Source organism: Streptomyces sp. Ncost-T10-10d (assembly GCF_900091955.1).
Lineage (GTDB): Bacteria > Actinomycetota > Actinomycetes > Streptomycetales > Streptomycetaceae > Streptomyces.
In genome coordinates, this window is record NZ_FMDF01000016.1 from 36,135 (window position 1) to 53,191 (window position 17,057).

Sequence of the window (17,057 nt, forward strand, 5' to 3'; positions counted from 1 at the left end):
GTCCCCGTCCCACCGTCGAAGCGCGCAGGCCGGCCGGTACCTCACAGGGGAGGTACCGGCCGGCCGTGTGAAACGCGGGTGGTGCCACCAGCGGGGGGAGCGTCGGATCAGGAGAGCAACTCCAGCTCCGCGAGCGTCCCTTCACCGGCGAACACCAGGCGGTAGTGCGCGTACGAGCCCGGCGTGCTCACCGAGAACACCCTCGTCTGCTTGTCCCAGGCGAACGACTGGGCCGACCGCTTGTCGAGGTCCTTCCATGTCGTGCCGTCCGACGAGCCCTGCAGGACCCACCCGGTCGGGGCCTTGTCCGCCGCGCTCGACGTCAGCGTGTACTGGACCGCGTTCGTGGCCGAGGGCACCGGCAGGTCCACCGAGGTGACCGACGCCGAGGTGGCCGATGTGTTGTCGAACAGGGCACCCTCGCCCTTCAGCACGTCCGCCTTCGGCGATGGCACCTTGTCGTCCGTGGTGATCGAGGTCGGCGCCGCGTCCTTGCCGGTGCCCCACTTCGACGGCTTGGCGCCCATGTCGAAGTCCAGCACACCGCCCTTGGCCAGCAGGTCGTGCGGCAGTGAAGTCGAGTTCCACTTCTTGCCGTTGACCTTCAGGCCCTGCACATAGATGTTCTTCGCGTTGTTCTTCGGCGCCCTGACGACCAGGTCGTGGCCGTTCTCCAGATGGACCGTGGTCTTCGTGAAGAGCGGGGAGCCGATCGCGTACTCGCCACCGCCCATGACGAGCGGGTAGAAGCCGAGCGAGGAGAAGAGGTACCAGGCCGACTGCTCGCCGTTGTCCTCGTCGCCGTGGTAACCCTGGCCGATCTCGCTGCCCGTGTAGAGGCGGCTCAGGACCTCGCGGACCTTCTCCTGCGTCTTCCAGGGCTGCGAGGCCGCGTCGTACATATAGGTGACATGGTGCGCGACCTGGTTGCTGTGGCCGTACATGCCCATCCGTACGTCACGCGCCTCCGTCATCTCGTGGATGACACCGCCGTACGAGCCGACGAACTCCGGGCCCGCCGTCTCGGGAGTGGAGAAGTACGTGTCGAGCTTCTTGGCCAGGCCGTCGCGGCCGCCGTACAGGTTCGCCAGGCCCCGGCTGTCCTGCGGGGCCGTGAAGGCGTAGCCCCAGCCGTTCGTCTCCGTGTAGTCGTAGCCCCAGACCCGCGGGTCGTACCGGTCCGACGGGAGCCGCCAGTCGCCCTTGGCGTCCTTGCCCTGGAAGAAGCCGGCCTTGCTGTCGAAGAGGTCGACGTAGTTGCGGGCGCGGTTCAGGAAGTACTCGGACTCCTCCTTGTACCGCTCCTTCTTCGTCTTCTTGTACAGCGCCCGGCCCATCTGCGCGATGCCGTAGTCGTTGAGGTAGCCCTCCAGCGACCAGGACAGGCCCTCGTGCGTGGAGGTGTTGGCGTAGCCGACGAACGGGGACGTCTGCATGCCCTTGCGGCCGACGCCCGAGGACGGCGGGACCACGGTGGCGTTCTTCAGGGCCGCGTCGTACGCCGCCTCGGCGTCGAACTTCACGCCCTTGACGTAGGCGTCCGCGAACGCGACATCCGAAGAGGTGCCGGTCATCAGATCGGAGTAGCCGGGGGACGACCAGCGGGAGATCCAGCCGCCGTCCTTGTACTGCTGGACGAAGCCGTCCACCATCTCGCCGGCCTTGTCCGGCGTGAGGAGGGAGTACGCGGGCCACGTCGTCCGGTAGGTGTCCCAGAAGCCGTTGTTGACGTACACCTTGCCGTCGACGATCTTCGCGCCCGTATGGGTCGGGGTGTCGGAGCCGACCTGCGGTGAGAAGGGGCTGGCGTACTTGTCCTTGCCGCCGACCTTCTCGAAGCCCGAGTTCGGGTACAGATACAGCCGGTACAGGCTGGAGTACAGCGTGGTCAGCTGGTCGGCCGTCGCGCCCTCGACCTCCACCTTGCCCAGGATGTCGTCCCAGGCCTGCTGCGCCCGGTCCTCCACCCGGCCGAAGGAACGGGAGGCGGGGATCTCGGCGGCGAGGTTCTGCTTCGCCTGGTCGATGCTGATCAGTGAGGTCGCCAGTCGCAGGTCGACCGTGCGGTCCTTGCCCGCGTCGAAGCGGAGGTAGCCCGTGACATCGTCGCCACCGCCGCCGGACAGCTTGCCGCTCGCGGTGACCGGCGCGTCGAAGACGCCGTAGACGAAGAGGCGGGTGGCGCCGGTCGAGCCGCCGCTCTTCACATCGGAGAAGCCGGTGAAGGAGCTGCTCTTCGGGTCGAGGGTGAGCCCGCCGTCGTTGGAGACGTTGTCGAAGACGATGCTCGCGTCGTCACCCGGGTAGGTGAACCGCATCCGGGCGGCGTGGTCGGACGGTGTCATTTCGGCCTTGATGCCGTTGTCGAATGTCACACCGTAGTAGTGCGGCTTCGCCGTCTCGTTCTCGTGGTGGAACGGCAGGGCCCGCGCCTTGCGGGAGGCGTCCGGGGTGCCGGAGACCGCCGACGGCATCAGCTGGAAGGTCTGCCGGTCGCCCATCCACGGGCTCGGCTCGTGGCTGGCGCTGAAGGCCTGGAGGGTGGGCAGGTTGTCGTCGTTGTTGCCGCGCGCGTAGTCGTACAGCCAGCTGGTCGATCCGGCGTTGGTGACCGGCGTCCAGAAGTTGAAGCCGTTCGGGAGCGCGGTGGCGGGGAAGTTGTTGCCACGCGAGAAGGAACCGCTGGAGTTGGTGCCGCGGACCGTCGACGCGTAGTCGGAGAGGTGCGAGCGGCGCTTCTCGGGTGCCTTCGGGGCGATCTTGATGTCGTCGATCCAGCCCTGGAACTTCGCCGGGCCCTTGGGGGAGTCGTACGCCACCAGAATCCGGTCGACGGTCCTGCCCGCCGCAACCGAGCCGATCGTCGCGTCGACCTTGTTCCACTGGTTGACATACAGCCGCTTGGCATCGGCCTGGCCCTGCGGGGTCAGCAGGCCGCCGTTGCTGTCGGTGGCCCGCAGATCGCTCAGATACGTGCCGTCCGTGAACGCCAGGTCCACCGAGACATGCGTCGCCGGGTAGGAGAGGTCCGTCTCGCCCATCTGGGGGTAGATCAGATAGGAGAGTGAGGTGTCACGGGTGACAGCCGTGTTCACATCGAAGATCTTGTTGTACGAGTAGGCCCGGCCGTCCGCCTTGTGCGTACCGGCGTACCGCAGGGCCTTCTTGCCCGTGAAGCCGGCGCCCGCCTTGGCGGTGGGGGAGCCGGACGGGCCGCGGTCGATCTGGCTGCGCATCGAGTCGGGAGCCGGGACCGGGGTGCTGCCGTCGGAGAACTGGACGTCGGCGAGCTGGGTCGCGTCGGCGGCGCCGTTGTTCTTCGTGATCTGCAGACGGTAGTGCTGGTATGCCGTGTCAGATGTGAAATCGTACGACTTCGTCTGGAACCGCTCGGTGAACGTCTGGCCGGTCCGGGAGTCGAGGTCCTTCCAGTCCTTGCCGTCGGCGGAGCCCTGCAGGGTCCAGTCCTTCGGATCGCGCTCGTCGTGATCATTGGCCGACGTCAGCGCGTATGTCACGACCTTCACCGGTTCGGTGAGATCGAACTCGACCCAAGCGGTGGGCTCGAAGGACAGCCATTTGGTGCCGGACTCCCCGTCGATCAGGTTCTCCTTCACCTCCCCGCCGCCGGTGTTCTCGTTGCTGGCGCGGACATCTGTCACCTTGTCTGTGACATTGCCCGGTATTCCTGCGGAGAAGCCGCCATCGACGCCCGATGACCGCTTCTTTCCGTCAGGGCCTTCTTCGACGGTGTTGCGCCAGTCCGGCTGCTTTTCATCCGATTCGAAGGACGAACTGAATGTCCGTTCCGCCGAGGGGCTTTGGCCCTTTCCGCCTGTCCCTGCCGACTGAGCGGCGGCTGCGGTGGGGGCTGTCACGACCAGAACCAGTGAAGCCGCGATCAGAGCGGCCGTACGGCTTTCTCTCTTGCGAGAACCATGTCGGGGCTGCATGCCGAGCCATTCCTCCCGAGGAAGTGCGCTTTGGACAACGTTGTCATGGAGATGCGCAAGGTCCAGTAGGGAGCCAAGTGCCGCGATGTGTCAAGGGTGTTGAGCGTGAATCGCCGGCCGAATCGACCGTAATGCGGAAATCGTTACACCCGGACCGGGGCGCACGGGGTCCAGGTATCCGCGAGGTCTCAACTCGGGAAAGACTGCTGCTCGACCTTGCATTCGATCTTGCTCAGGCGGCCGTGAGTGGACTATACCTGTCGGCATCCGCACAGCTTTTTCCGGCGACGCGGACAAGGGGGACACGGGGGAACGGCCAAGGCGCGCACAACAAGTGCATCCGATGCCCGATCTCCCGAAGCCCCCACTGCACATGGCTAGCCTGAGATCAGCACTACCCAAGCGCAACTGACCGCGGTGGCGGGGCCCTTCGCCTGAGGCGAATATCGACGGGCGACCGGTACACACCGCCTGAGTCCTGGAGAAGGCGAGGACTTGAGCATGGGATCCACCTCCGCCCACAAGAATGAGGGCCTCGGCCGTCGCGATGTGATCAAGCGATCTGCCGCGCTCGGCCTGCTCACCGTTCCTACGATGGGTTTCCTGTCGGCGTGTGCGAGCAGCGACAGCGGCAGTGACAAGAAGGTCGAGAAGGGCAAGGTCAGCAAGACGAACCCGCTCGGCGTCAACGAGACGGCCCCCCTTGAGGTGGTCATCTTCGACGGCGGCTTCGGTCAGCAGTACGCGATCGACGCGGAGAAGAAGTACAACGCGGCGTTCCCGAAGGCCCCGAAGGTCAAGCACGTCGCGACCCAGAAGATCCAGTCGCAGCTGCAGCCGCGCTTCAACGGTGGCACCCCGCCGGACCTGATCGACAACTCCGGTGCCGAGCAGATGGACATGGGTGTCCTGGTCGGCAAGAAGCAGCTGCTGGACCTGACGCCGCTGATGGACGCCCCGTCCATCGACGACCCGACCAAGAAGGTCCGCGACACGCTGCGTCCGGGTGTCCTGGAGATGGGTCAGTTCGACGGCGACCCGGTCTGGATCATGTACTACGCGTACACCGTGTACGGCGTCTGGTACTCGCAGACCGCGCTCGACAACCTCGACGCGCAGTACCCCGAGAACTGGGACGACATGCTCGCCCTCTGCGCGAAGGCGAAGAAGAAGGGCATCGCCGGCTGGACGTACGCCGGTAAGTACCCTTACTACCTGCCGTTCTCGCTCTACCCGTTCATCGCCAAGATCGGTGGCCGGGAGGTTCTCGACAAGATCGACAACCTGGAGCCGAACGCCTGGAACGACCCCGCGGTCAAGGCGGCGTTCGAGGCGTACTACGAGCTGTACAAGAAGGGGTACATCCTCAAGGGCACTCCTGGCCTGACCCACATCCAGTCGCAGACCGAGTGGACCAAGGGCAAGGCGCTCTTCATCCCGAACGGTTCGTGGGTGGAGAACGAGGCGGCACCGACCACGCCCAAGGACTTCAAGATGATGGTCGCGCCGCCGTCCAGCCTGGACTCGTCCGACAAGATGCCGTTCGGCACCATCTGGGCCTCCGGCGGCGAACCCTTCGTCGTCCCGGCCAAGGCGAAGAACCCCGAGGGCGGCATGGAGCAGCTGCGCATCATGCTCTCCGAGGAGTCCTCGAAGAACTTCACCAAGCAGGTCAAGTCGCTCAGCGCCTTCAACGGCGGCACCGACGGTCTGACCCTGTCGACCGCCATGCAGTCCGGCGTCGACTCGCTGAAGAAGGCCGGCGACAACGTGGTGAACCCGCGTCTGCAGGACTGGTACGTGAAGCTCCAGAAGGAGCAGATCGGTGTCGCCGGTATCGGCGAGATGATGGCCGGCCGCGCGACCCCGGCGGAAGCCATCAAGAAGATCCAGGCCTTCGCCGACGCGGCGGCCAAGGACCAGTCCATCAAGCACTACAAGCACCAGTGAGCAACCGTCACCAGCGGCGGCACCCGCGGAAAGATCGGGGTCGGTAAACGATGCAGCACGGCAAGTACCGTTTCATCGTGGGGTTCTTGGTGGTCCCACTCGCGTTGTACGCGGTCTTCGTCATCTGGCCGTTCATCCAGTCCATCTACTACTCGTTCACGGACTGGACCGGCCTGAGCCCGGACTTCAAGATGGTCGGGTTCGACAACTACACGAGGATGCTGAAGGACGACATCTTCTGGAAGTCGTTGCAGCACAGCGTGCTGCTCGTGCTGCTGCTGCCGCTGGTGACGCTGGGCCTGGCGTTGTTCTTCGCCTTCATGCTCAATGTCGGAGGCCGGCGGCGCAAGAACGCCGCGGTCTCCGGCGTGCGGGGCTCGGGTTTCTACAAGATCGCCTACTTCTTCCCGCAGGTGCTCTCGATCGTCATCGTCGCTCTGCTCTTCCAGTTCGCTTTCAACCCCGTCAGCGGGATGCTGAATTCGACACTGAAGGGAATCGGTCTGGGCTCCATCCAGCCGGACTGGCTGGGCGATCCGAGTCTCGCGCTGGTCTGCGTCATGTCGGTGCTGGTCTGGTCGACGGTCGGATTCTTCGTCGTCCTCTTCTCGGCCGGAATGGCGTCCATCCCGAAGGACTTCTACGAGGCAGCGCTCCTGGACGGCGCCAACCGCTTCACGACGTTCTTCCGGATCACGCTTCCGCTGCTCTGGGACACGGTGCAGTCGGGCTGGGTCTACATGGGGATCCTGGCCCTCGGCGTGGAGGCGTTCACCGCCGTACAGGTCATGACCGTGGGCCCCGGTGGTCCCGACTACTCGACCACGGTCCTTCCGCTGTACGTGTACCAGACGGCCTTCCGCGACGGGCAGGCCGGATACGCAACGACGATCGGTGTCGGACTGCTCATCGTCACCATGGCCTTCGCCGCCATCGTGATGCGGCTGGGCCGGCGCGAGCGGCTGGAGTTCTGATGCTGCGATTGACGGGAGACGGCCCCCGGATCACCGGCAGGCACCACAGGTCGGCCTCCGTGTCCGGCTCGACAGTACGAGGTGAGTACACGTGAAGACCACTGACACCCCGCCCGCGGTCCCGGACGTGGACCCGGCCCCCGTGGCCAAGGCGTCGGCGCCCGCAGTCAAGGAGAAGAGCAGCGAGGGCCAGGTCCTCAATGTCTTCTCGCACGGTGTGCTGATCATCTGGGCGATCCTGGTCGTCATGCCGCTGCTGTGGGCGGTGATGGCGTCGTTCAAGACCGACGACTCGATCCTGTCGACGCCCTGGGCGCTGCCGGACAAGCTGCACTTCGACAACTGGTCGCGCGCCTGGAGCCAGGCGCACATGAGCGACTACTTCTTCAACACGGTCGTGGTGGTGGGCTGCTCGCTCGTCGGTACTCTGGTGCTCGGGTCGATGGCGGCGTACGTACTGGCGCGGTTCGACTTCCCCGGCAACCGCTTCCTCTACTACCTGTTCATCGGCGGGATGAGCTTCCCGATCATCCTGGCGCTGGTTCCGCTGTTCTTCGTCATGAACAACATGGGCCTGCTGAACACGCGGCACGGACTGATCATGGTCTACATCGCGTACTCGCTGCCGTTCACCGTCTTCTTCCTCACCTCGTTCTTCCGGACGCTGCCGACCTCGGTCGCGGAAGCGGCGATGCTCGACGGGGCCTCGCACACCCGGACGTTCTTCCAGGTGATGCTGCCGATGGCGAAGCCCGGCCTGATCAGCGTCGGTATCTTCAACTTCCTCGGGCAGTGGAACCAGTACATGCTGCCGACGGTGCTCAATACCGATCCGGGCCACCGGGTGCTCTCCCAGGGGCTGGTCGAACTGGCCAACAGCCAGGGATACAAGGGTGACTGGTCCGGTCTCTTCGCCGGTCTGGTGATGGCGATGCTGCCGGTTCTCGCGGCGTACATCATCTTCCAGCGTCAGGTCGTCGCAGGGCTCACCGCGGGTGCGGTGAAGTAGTACTCGTACCCTCCGTACACACACGAACCGCCCGTCGGCCACGCGCCGGCGGGCGGTTCGTGTGTGCAGGCGGCTGCCTCGGTGCGGGCAATGCTGCTCATCCGAGGCTTCGCATGCTCAAGGTCTTGACGGGGAGCACCCCAAAACGCTCAGCTTAGAGTTCACATGTTAGAGAAAATGGTAGGAGTGAGAGAGTCGATGGAGACTCCGGGGTCGCAGACATCTCTGCATCGCGCCAACCTTGAGCGGGTTGTGCGCGCGGTACGTATGGCCGGCTCGCTCACCCAGGCGGAGATCGCACGGAGCACCGGCCTGTCAGCGGCCACCGTCTCCAACATCGTTCGCGAACTGAAGGACGGCGGCACGGTCGAGGTGACCCCCACCTCGGCGGGCGGCCGCCGGGCCCGCAGTGTCTCGCTCAGCGGTGACGCGGGCATTGTGATCGGCGTCGACTTCGGGCATACGCATCTGAGGGTGGCAGTCGGCAATCTCGCCCACCAGGTGCTCGCCGAGGAGTCCGAGCCGATGGATGTCGACGCCTCGGCGGCGGAGGGGTTCGGGCGGGCGGAGCGGCTGGTCAAACGGCTGATCGAGACGACCGGGATCAGCCCGGACAAGGTGATCGGGGTCGGCCTCGGTGTTCCCGGCCCGATCGACGTCGAGTCCGGCACGCTGGGCTCCACGTCGATCCTGCCGGGCTGGACGGGCATCAACCCCAGCGAGGAGCTCGCAGGCCGGCTCGGCGTGCCGGTGTACGTCGACAACGACGCCAACCTCGGGGCGCTCGGCGAGCTGGTCTGGGGGAGCGGCCGGGGGGTCAAGGACCTCGCTTACATCAAGGTCGCCAGCGGTGTCGGCGCCGGTCTGGTGATCGACGGGCACATCTACCGGGGGCCGGGCGGCACGGCCGGCGAAATCGGGCACATCACGCTCGACGAATCGGGCCCGGTGTGCCGCTGCGGCAACCGGGGGTGCCTGGAGACGTTCACGGCCGCGCGATACGTCCTTCCGCTGCTCCAGCCCAGTCACGGGCCCGATCTCACCATGGAACGGGTGGTCCAGTTGGCCCGCGGGGGCGATCCGGGCTGCCGTCGGGTGATCGGGGACGTCGGGCGGCACATCGGCAGCGGGGTGGCCAATCTCTGCAATCTGCTCAATCCCAGCCGGGTGGTGCTCGGCGGTTCGCTCGCAGAGGCGGGCGAGTTGGTGCTCGCACCGATCCGCGACTCGGTCTCCCGCTATGCCATTCCCAGCGCCGCCAGGCAGCTCTCCGTGCTGCCCGGGGCGCTCGGCGGCCGGGCCGAAGTGCTGGGCGCACTGGCCCTGGTACTGAGCGAGATGGGGGATTCGACCCTTTTGGAGAGCGCCCGGTCGACGGCCACCCCTGTCTTCACTTAGATAACGAATGGCACCGTTGTCATCTCGTTAAGAATTTACTCCTTGACGCTGGCGTCGCGGCCGAGTTGACTTCCAGCCACCTCGGCCGCAACGCTGCGGCCTCGTCAGGGAGGCAAACCCCACAATGAACGCAATGACGCGACGCATCGTCATAGGCACGGCCGCAGTTTCGATGGCCGTCTCCCTCGCCGCCTGTGGCAAGGCGGGCGACGACAAGGACTCCGGCGGCGGTGACAGCAAGACCATCGGTCTGCTCCTGCCGGAGAACAAGACCACGCGTTACGAGACGTTCGACCGCCCCATCATGGAGGCGAAGATCAAGGCGCTCTGCGCCGACTGCAAGGTCAAGTACAACAACGCCGCGCAGGACACCGAGACCCAGAAGAAGCAGTTCGACGCGCTCGTCACGCAGGGTGTGAAGGTCATCATCCTCGACACCGTCGACTTCAAGGCCGCGAAGTCCTGGGTCCAGCAGGCCGCGAAGAAGGACGTCAAGGTCGTCGCGTACGACCGTCTTGCCGAGGGGCCGATCTCCGCCTATGTGTCGTACGACAATGAGAAGATCGGCCAGCTCCAGGGTGAGGCGCTGGTCAAGGCGCTGGGCGCCAAGGCCAAGGACAGCAACGTTGTCATGATCAACGGCTCGCCGACCGACCCGAACGCCCCCTTCTTCAAGAAGGGCGCGCACAGCGTCCTCGACAAGCAGGTCAAGAAGGTCGTCTACGAGCAGGACATCCCGGACTGGTCGGCGGACGAGGCCAACAAGAAGATGGGAGCGGCCATCGACTCCCTGGGCAAGGACGGCTTCCAGGGTGTCTACTCCGCCAACGACGGCATGGCCGGCGGCATCATCACGGCCCTGAAGAAGCAGGGTGTGAAGATTCCGGTCGGCGGTCAGGACTCCGAGCTCGCCGGTCTGCAGCGCATCATCGCGGGCGAGCAGGCCTTCTCGATCTACAAGCAGATCAAGCCGGAGGCCGAGACCACCGCCGAGATCGCCGTCAGGCTGCTCAAGGGCGAGAAGATCGACGATCTGGCCCCGATCAAGGTCGACAGCCTCTCGGGCGAGTTCAAGGGCACCCCGTCGAAGCTGTACGACGCCTCGGTCGTGACCAAGGAGAACATCGCCTCCACGATCGTCGCGGACAAGGTCTACACGGTCGAGGAGATCTGCACCGCCCAGTACAAGGCGGCCTGCGACGCGGCCGGCATCAAGTAACACCCGAGGGCAAGCTCCCCCGGGCACCTCTGCCAGTCCGGCACCCGCCCCGTCAAAGCCCCGCAGGCGGGGGCGGGCGCCGGACTCCTTCCCAGGTCCGGTCGTCGGACCGCCGCCGCCCCCTCGGGCGACGGCGGCGGTCCGACGACGGGACCTGGGGGCACGTCGTCACCCCGCCGTCTGTCGAGCGACGGCCCTCCGGGGCAGGACAGCGGTCGGACGACGGCCCTACCCCCCTGTGCTCAGCAGCACCATCCCCGCCGGTCAGGCGGCGAAGGAGATGATTCACGTGTCCGCTACGCCCGTGCTGGCGTTGCGCGGAATCTCCAAGCGGTTCGGCGCCGTCCAGGCGCTCACCGACGTGGACCTGGAGATTCACCCCGGCGAAGTGGTTGCCCTGGTCGGCGACAACGGCGCCGGCAAGTCGACCCTCGTCAAGACCATTTCGGGTGTCCACCCGATCGACGAAGGCGCCATCGAGTGGGAGGGCGAGACGGTCCGGATCAACCGGCCGAACGACGCCCAGGAGCTCGGAGTCGCCACCGTCTACCAGGACTTGGCTCTCTGCGACAACCTCGATGTCGTCGCCAACCTCTTCCTCGGCAGCGAACTGCGCAAGGCCTCCGTCCTCGACGAGATCGCGATGGAGAAGCGCGCCAAGGAACTGCTGGACACCCTGTCCATCCGGATACCCAGCGTCCGCATCCCGGTCGCCTCGCTCTCCGGCGGTCAGCGCCAGGTCGTGGCCATCGCCCGCGCCCTGATCGGTGACCCCAAGGTCGTCATCCTCGACGAGCCGACCGCCGCCCTCGGTGTCGAGCAGACCGCCCAGGTCCTCGACCTCGTCGAGCGGCTGCGCGAGCGCGGTCACGGGGTCATCCTCATCAGCCACAACATGGCCGATGTGCGCGCCGTCGCGAACAAGGTGGCGGTGCTGCGGCTGGGCCGCAACAACGGAGTCTTCGACGTGGCGACCACCTCCCACGAGGAGATCATCTCCGCGATCACCGGCGCCACGGACAATGCCGTCACGCGCCGCCAGGCACGCACAGCCACGAAGGAGGACGCGAAGTGAGCGACCTCGCCAAGACCCCCGGGACTTCCACCGACAAGCCCGCCGCCGAGGCGGCACCGGCAGCCGAGCAGTCGGCGGCCCCCATCCCCGCCGTGGACCCGCGCCTGTTCATCCGCGAAGAGGGCCTCAAGGGCTACTGGTCCGAGTTCACCCGCAAGTTGCGCGGCGGCGAGCTCGGCTCACTGCCGGTCTTCGTCGGGCTGATCGTCATCGCGATCGTCTTCCAGTTCCAGAACAGCAACTTCCTCTCCGCCAGTTCCGTCGCCAACATCGCCGTCTACAGTTCCGGCCTCGGCATCATGGCGGTCGGTATCGTCTTCGTGCTGGTGCTCGGCGAGATCGACCTGTCCGTGGGCTCGGTCGCCGGTGTCGGTGCGGCCGTCTGGGCCGTGCTCAACGTCAACCACGGCTGGAACGGCTGGCTGGCGGTTCTCGTCGCCGTGCTCTCCGGCATGGCGCTCGGCGCCCTGCACGGCTTCTTCTTCGCCAAGATCGGGGTGCCGGCCTTCGTCGTCACCCTGGCGGGCTTCCTCGGCTGGAGCGGTCTGCAGGAGTGGATGATGGGCGGTGAGGGCTCGATCAACACGCCGTCCGGCAGCATCGTCGAGAACCTGACCAACTACTTCTTCGAGGACAAGGCCGCCGGATACGGTCTCGCCCTGGTCGCCGTCCTCGCGTACGCCGCCTCGCTCCTGGTGGACAGCAGGCGCCGCAAGGCCGCAGGCCTGCCCGCCCGGCCGACCAGCGAGGTCGTGCTGCGCACCGCCGTCGTCGCGGTCCTGTGCTTCGTCGTCGCGTACGTGCTGAACGAGCCTTCGGGTGCCCGCGGCCTGCCGCTGGCCCTGGTGCTCTTCCTCGCCGTGCTGGTCGTCGCGGACTTCGTGGCCCGCCGGACCACCTTCGGCCGCCAGGTCTTCGCGGTGGGCGGCAACCCGGAAGCGGCGCGCCGCGCCGGTATCAACGTCGACCGGGTCCGGATCACCGTCTTCGCGCTCTCCGGAATGCTGGGCGCCTTCGGTGGTCTCTTCATCGCGAGCCTGTCGGGCGGAGCCACCAAGAGCGTCGGCGGCGGCAATACGCTGATGCTGGTCATCGCGGCGGCCGTCATCGGTGGCACCAGCCTCTTCGGCGGCCGGGGCAAGGTCTGGTCCGCGCTGCTCGGCATGATCGTGATCCAGTCGATCCAGCAGGGCCTGAACATGATCGGTATGGCCAATGCCATTCAGTACATGATCACAGGCGCTGTTCTGCTGGCCGCAGTGGTCATCGACTCGGTCTCCCGCCGCACCCAGAAGACGGCGGGCCGCGCGTAGCACCACGCCCGCCCGATCCTGTGCCCGGCGCCCGATACAGGTGCCGGGCACAGCTGTGTCCGGGGACGGATGCGGCACGGCCGTGTCCCCAGCCGGAAGTGGTCACCCCGGTGTGACGGCGGCGGCGCCGCGTGCGCCCCGTACGAGGGCCCGGGCGGCCGTCCGCACGTCGTCCTCGCCGGTGTACCTGCCCAGGCCCAGCCGTACGGTACGGCTCGCCTGCGCCGCCGACAGCCCGATCGCCGTCAGTACGGGTGACGGTGCGCTCGCACCGGTGTGACAGGCCGCTCCCGCCGAGAACGCGACCTCAGGGACCGCGGCCGCGAGTGCGGCGGCGCAGGTGGCGGGCAGGGTGAGACTGAGATTCCCCGCGAGGCGGTGCTCCCGCGACCCGTTCAGTCTCAGCCCGGGGATCCCCTCGATGAGCAGGCCGAGCAGGAGATCGCGCAGGCCCCGGATACGGGCCGCGTCGCTCTCCCGCTCCTTGAGCGCCAGTTCGGCGGCGGCGCCCAGCGCGACGATGCCCGGCACGTTCTCCGTCCCGGCGCGCAGCCCGCGTTCCTGGCCGCCCCCACCAACCGCGGGGCGGGCCCGGGGTTCCCGCCCGCACGTACAGGGCACCGACCCCCTTCGGCGCGTACATCTTGTGTCCCACGACGCTCAGCAGATCCACCCCGAGCGTGGTCACGTCGGTGACGACCGTGGCCAGGCTCTGTGCCGCATCGGTGTGCAGCGCGATGCCGCGGCCCCGGACTGCCCGCGCGATGTCGGCCAGCGGCTGGACGGTCCCGATCTCGTTGCTGGCGTGCATCACCGACACCAGGACCGTGCCGGGCACCGCGGCGCTCGCCACGTCGTCCGGGTCCACGAGCCCGTCCGTGCCGACCGGCAGCCGGGTGACGCGGAAGCCGTCCTGTTCGAGCTGTGCGCAGGCAGCCAGGGTCGCGGGGTGGTCGATGGCCGAGGTGACGACATGGTCTCCGCTTCCGGCCGCCCGCCTCGCGTAGGCGGTGCCGGCCAGCGCCAGCTGGTTGCTCTCGGTGCCGGACGAGGTGAACACGACCTCCTCGGGCCGTGCCCCGATCAGCGCGGCCACCTGAGCGCGCGCCCTGCCCACCGCCTCGGCCGCCGCTCTGCCGTAGACGTGGGAGCTCGACGGATTGCCGAATTCGCTGGTGAGGTACGGCAGCATGGCGTCGACGACACGCGGGTCGACCGGTGTCGTCGCCTGGTGGTCCAGATAGATGGGCCGGGGCAGTCCGTCCGTCATACCGACCGGTACCTGTTCCACCGTCAATTCTGCTCCTTTTCCGGTCTGTGGTCCGCGGTCCGCGGTCTTGCGGTCCGTGGTCTCCGGGCGGCATCCCTGATCGTTGGTCCTCGTGGGGCGTATTTCAAGGTCTGCGGTGAACGCGGAATGGGAAACCCCCTTGTGGAAGCGGCGGTTTCGCTTCCACAAGGGAGCGAGCGGCAGCTCGACTTCCCCGAACTGTGGTGCCGTTGTGACCTCTTGACGCTCCAGATGGCCGTGGGCATGGTGATCCGCGGTGAGCCCGGAGAGATCCTTTCCTGTCATGGACATGATAGAACTCATCCGCGGCAGTGACCGCCCGTGCGGCTGCTTCGGCATCGCAGACAGCAAGCCCCTCGGAACGGCCAACATCGTGGGCGGCCTGGCCTCTGTCGCTGTGGCGGTCGCCGGCCTGCTCGGGCCGGCCGCCGCCGGCACGGCCGCCATGACGGCCCTGCTCTGCTGGCCGACGCCCAGACCTCCGGTGGCCTCCTGATCGCGGGCGAGATCCCCGGAGCCCCCGTCATCGGCCATCTCGCGCCGCTCGGCGACCACTTCGTGACCGTAGGCTGAATCCATGGCCTCCGAATCTCCCGCACCTGTCGCACCCCGGCGACGGGTGCCGCGCACCGACACCGTCCTGGCCGACCCGCGCCTGTCCGAAGCCGCGGCGCGGCTCGGCCCCGCCCTCGTCAAACAGGCCGTGCACCAGGCTCAGGACAGGGTCAGGGCCGGCGAGGTGACGCCGGATCGGATCGGCGATCTGGCCGTCGGCCTCCTGCCGGACCACGCGACCACCCTGCGCCCCGTGCTGAACGCGACCGGTGTCGTCATCCACACCAACCTCGGCCGTGCCCCGCTCTCCGCTCAGGCACGCGCGGCGGTGGACATCGCCGCCGGTTATGTGGACGTGGAGTACGACACGGCCACCGGCCGCCGCGACCGGCGCGGCCGGGCGACACTGGACGCCCTTCGTGCCGCCGTGCCCGACGCCGAGGACGCCCATCTCGTGAACAACGGCGCGGCCGCGCTCGTCCTGGCGGCCACGGCGCTGGCGCAGGGCCGGGAGATCGTGGTCGGCCGGGGTGAACTCATCGAGATAGGCGACGGTTTCCGGCTGCCCGACCTCCTGGTCAGCACCGGCGCGAGACTCCGCGAGGTGGGCACGACCAACCGGACCCACCTCGGCGACTACCGGGCCGCCGTCGGCCCCGACACCGCCTTCGTGCTCAAGATCCATCCTTCCAACTTCCGCGTCGAAGGCTTCACTTCCGCCGTGTCCGTCGCTGAACTGGCCACGCTCGACGCGCCCGTGGTGGCCGACATCGGCTCGGGTCTGCTCCGCCCCGACCCGCTGCTGCCCGCGGAACCGGATGCCGCCACCTGGCTCCGCCAGGGCGCCGCCCTGGTCACCGCCAGCGCCGACAAACTCCTCGGCGGACCCCAGGCAGGGCTCCTCCTCGGCACCACGCAGCTGATCGACCGGCTCCGCCGCCATCCGCTCGCCCGCGCCCTCCGCGTCGACAAGCTCACCCTCGCGGCGCTGGAGGCGACTCTGCGCGGCCCGGAGCCGCCCGTGCGCCGGGCCGTGCACATCGACCCCGAGCGGTTGCGGGAGCGCAGTGCCGCGCTCGCCGCCGCGCTCAACGCCCGGGGGCTCGCCGCCGCCGTCACGCCGCACCCGGGCGCCGTCGGAGGCGGCGGAGCACCCGGGCTCGCCCTGCCGGGTTTCGCCGTACAGGTCTCCGAGGCCCTCGCCGCACCGCTGCGCCGGGGCCGGCCCGCCGTGGTGGGCCGCATCGCCCACGGCGCGCTGCTGCTCGATCTGCGCTGCGTCCCCGAGGAGCGGGACGGCGACGTCCTCGCGGCGACCGTCGCCGCCGCCCGGAGCACGGGGCTCGTCGACGACCGCGCGGGCGGGTGACGCCGTCATGCACGTCGTGGCCACCGCGGGACACGTCGACCACGGGAAGTCCACCCTCGTAAGGGCGCTGACCGGCATGGAGCCCGACCGCTGGGCCGAGGAGAAGCGGCGAGGCATGACCATCGACCTCGGGTACGCCTGGACCACCCTGCCCACCGGCGAAACCCTCGCCCTCGTGGACGTGCCGGGCCACCAGCGGTTCGTCCCCAACATGCTGGCGGGCGTCGGTCCGGTACCGGCCGTGCTGCTCGTGGTCGCCGCCGACGAGGGCTGGAGCAGGCAGACGCAGGAGCACGTGGACGCCCTGCGCGCCTTCGGCGTCCGCGACGGTGTCCTCGTCGTCACCCGGGCCGATCTCGGCGACGGTTCCCTTGCGGTCGAGGAGGCCAGGGACCGGCTGTCCGGCACCCCGCTGTCCGGCCTGGAGGCCGTCGTCACCAGCGCGCCCACCGGAGCGGGCATCCCCGAACTCCGCCAGGCGCTCGGCAGACTGGCCGCAAGGCTGCCGAAACCCGCCCCCACCCCGCGCGCACGGCTGTGGATCGACCGCGTCTTCACGGTGCGGGGCGCCGGCACGGTCGTGACGGGCACGCTGGGCGCCGGCACCCTCGCGCGCGGTGACGAGCTGCTGCTGTGGTCCAGCCGTCGGCCGGTCAGGGTCAGGCAGCTGCAGAGCCTCGGCGAGAGCGTGGACCACGCCGAGGCCGTCGCCCGCGTCGCCGTGAACCTCCGCGGCCTCGACCGCGACCACGTCCGCAGGGGAGACGCCCTGGTCGCGCCCGGCTGGTGGGCGGGCGCGCGGGAATTCGACGCGCGGGTGAACTGGCTCGCCGACTGCCGGTCCGGTGAGCTGATCCTGCACGCGGGGTCCGCCGCCCTGCCCGTACGGGTGCGCCGCCTCGGCGACGGCACGGCGCGGATACGGGCGGAGCACGACCTGCCCATCGATGT

11 protein-coding genes and 2 pseudogenes are annotated in these 17,057 nt (G+C 68.0%); 10 read left to right on the top strand and 3 right to left on the bottom strand.

Annotated features, from left to right (window positions below):
* Positions 1–107 precede the first annotated feature (107 nt).
* Positions 108–3,953 (bottom strand): GH92 family glycosyl hydrolase, encoded by a 3,846-nt coding sequence (locus GA0115254_RS01950; protein ID WP_093893512.1) that lies wholly within the window; start codon positions 3,951–3,953, stop codon positions 108–110.
* 501 nt (positions 3,954–4,454) lie between these two features.
* Here GA0115254_RS01950 and ngcE point away from each other — a divergent pair.
* The 7 genes from ngcE (at position 4,455) to GA0115254_RS01985 (ending at position 12,891) form a co-directional block, all read left to right on the top strand.
* A complete protein-coding gene (ngcE, locus tag GA0115254_RS01955; protein WP_093893513.1) occupies positions 4,455–5,903 on the top strand; it encodes an N-acetylglucosamine/diacetylchitobiose ABC transporter substrate-binding protein in 1,449 nt (482 codons plus the stop codon).
* Positions 5,904–5,953: 50 nt separating this feature from the next.
* On the top strand, positions 5,954–6,877 hold the full coding sequence (locus tag GA0115254_RS01960) for a carbohydrate ABC transporter permease (protein ID WP_093893514.1): 924 nt from the start codon (positions 5,954–5,956) through the stop codon (positions 6,875–6,877).
* A 91-nt stretch (positions 6,878–6,968) separates the two neighbouring features.
* Complete coding sequence (locus GA0115254_RS01965) at positions 6,969–7,886, top strand: carbohydrate ABC transporter permease (RefSeq protein ID WP_093893515.1); 918 nt, start codon at positions 6,969–6,971, stop codon at positions 7,884–7,886.
* Positions 7,887–8,084: 198 nt separating this feature from the next.
* Complete coding sequence (locus GA0115254_RS01970) at positions 8,085–9,284, top strand: ROK family transcriptional regulator (RefSeq protein WP_093893516.1); 1,200 nt, start codon at positions 8,085–8,087, stop codon at positions 9,282–9,284.
* Positions 9,285–9,408: 124 nt separating this feature from the next.
* A complete protein-coding gene (locus GA0115254_RS01975) occupies positions 9,409–10,503 on the top strand; it encodes a substrate-binding domain-containing protein (protein ID WP_370740811.1) in 1,095 nt (364 codons plus the stop codon).
* Positions 10,504–10,783: 280 nt separating this feature from the next.
* Complete coding sequence (locus GA0115254_RS01980; RefSeq protein WP_093893524.1) at positions 10,784–11,578, top strand: ATP-binding cassette domain-containing protein; 795 nt, start codon at positions 10,784–10,786, stop codon at positions 11,576–11,578.
* The gene (locus tag GA0115254_RS01985) at positions 11,575–12,891 is read left to right on the top strand and encodes a sugar ABC transporter permease (protein ID WP_093893517.1); all 1,317 of its coding nucleotides are present in this window, start codon (positions 11,575–11,577) and stop codon (positions 12,889–12,891) included. Before GA0115254_RS01980 ends, GA0115254_RS01985 begins: the two co-directional genes overlap by 4 nt.
* A 102-nt stretch (positions 12,892–12,993) precedes the next feature.
* Here the strand turns inward: GA0115254_RS01985 and GA0115254_RS45485 are convergent, their stop codons facing one another.
* Positions 12,994–13,422 carry an aminotransferase class V-fold PLP-dependent enzyme gene (locus GA0115254_RS45485; RefSeq protein WP_256102353.1) on the bottom strand — a complete coding sequence of 143 codons (429 nt, stop codon included), beginning with the start codon at positions 13,420–13,422 and terminating at the stop codon, positions 12,994–12,996.
* Between the two features lie 130 nt (positions 13,423–13,552).
* Positions 13,553–14,629: pseudogene (locus GA0115254_RS47365) on the bottom strand (cysteine desulfurase family protein); the annotation flags it as partial.
* Here GA0115254_RS47365 and GA0115254_RS45495 point away from each other — a divergent pair.
* The 3 genes and pseudogenes from GA0115254_RS45495 to selB form a co-directional block, all read left to right on the top strand.
* Positions 14,630–14,755 (top strand): annotated as a pseudogene (locus GA0115254_RS45495) (selenide, water dikinase SelD); the annotation flags it as partial.
* A gap of 4 nt (positions 14,756–14,759) precedes the next feature.
* Positions 14,760–16,106, top strand: a complete 1,347-nt coding sequence (gene selA / locus GA0115254_RS02000; RefSeq protein ID WP_093893519.1) for an L-seryl-tRNA(Sec) selenium transferase — start codon at positions 14,760–14,762, stop codon at positions 16,104–16,106.
* Positions 16,107–16,113: 7 nt separating this feature from the next.
* On the top strand, positions 16,114–17,057 hold a 944-nt coding region (selB, locus tag GA0115254_RS02005; RefSeq protein WP_093893520.1), incomplete at its 3' end, for a selenocysteine-specific translation elongation factor.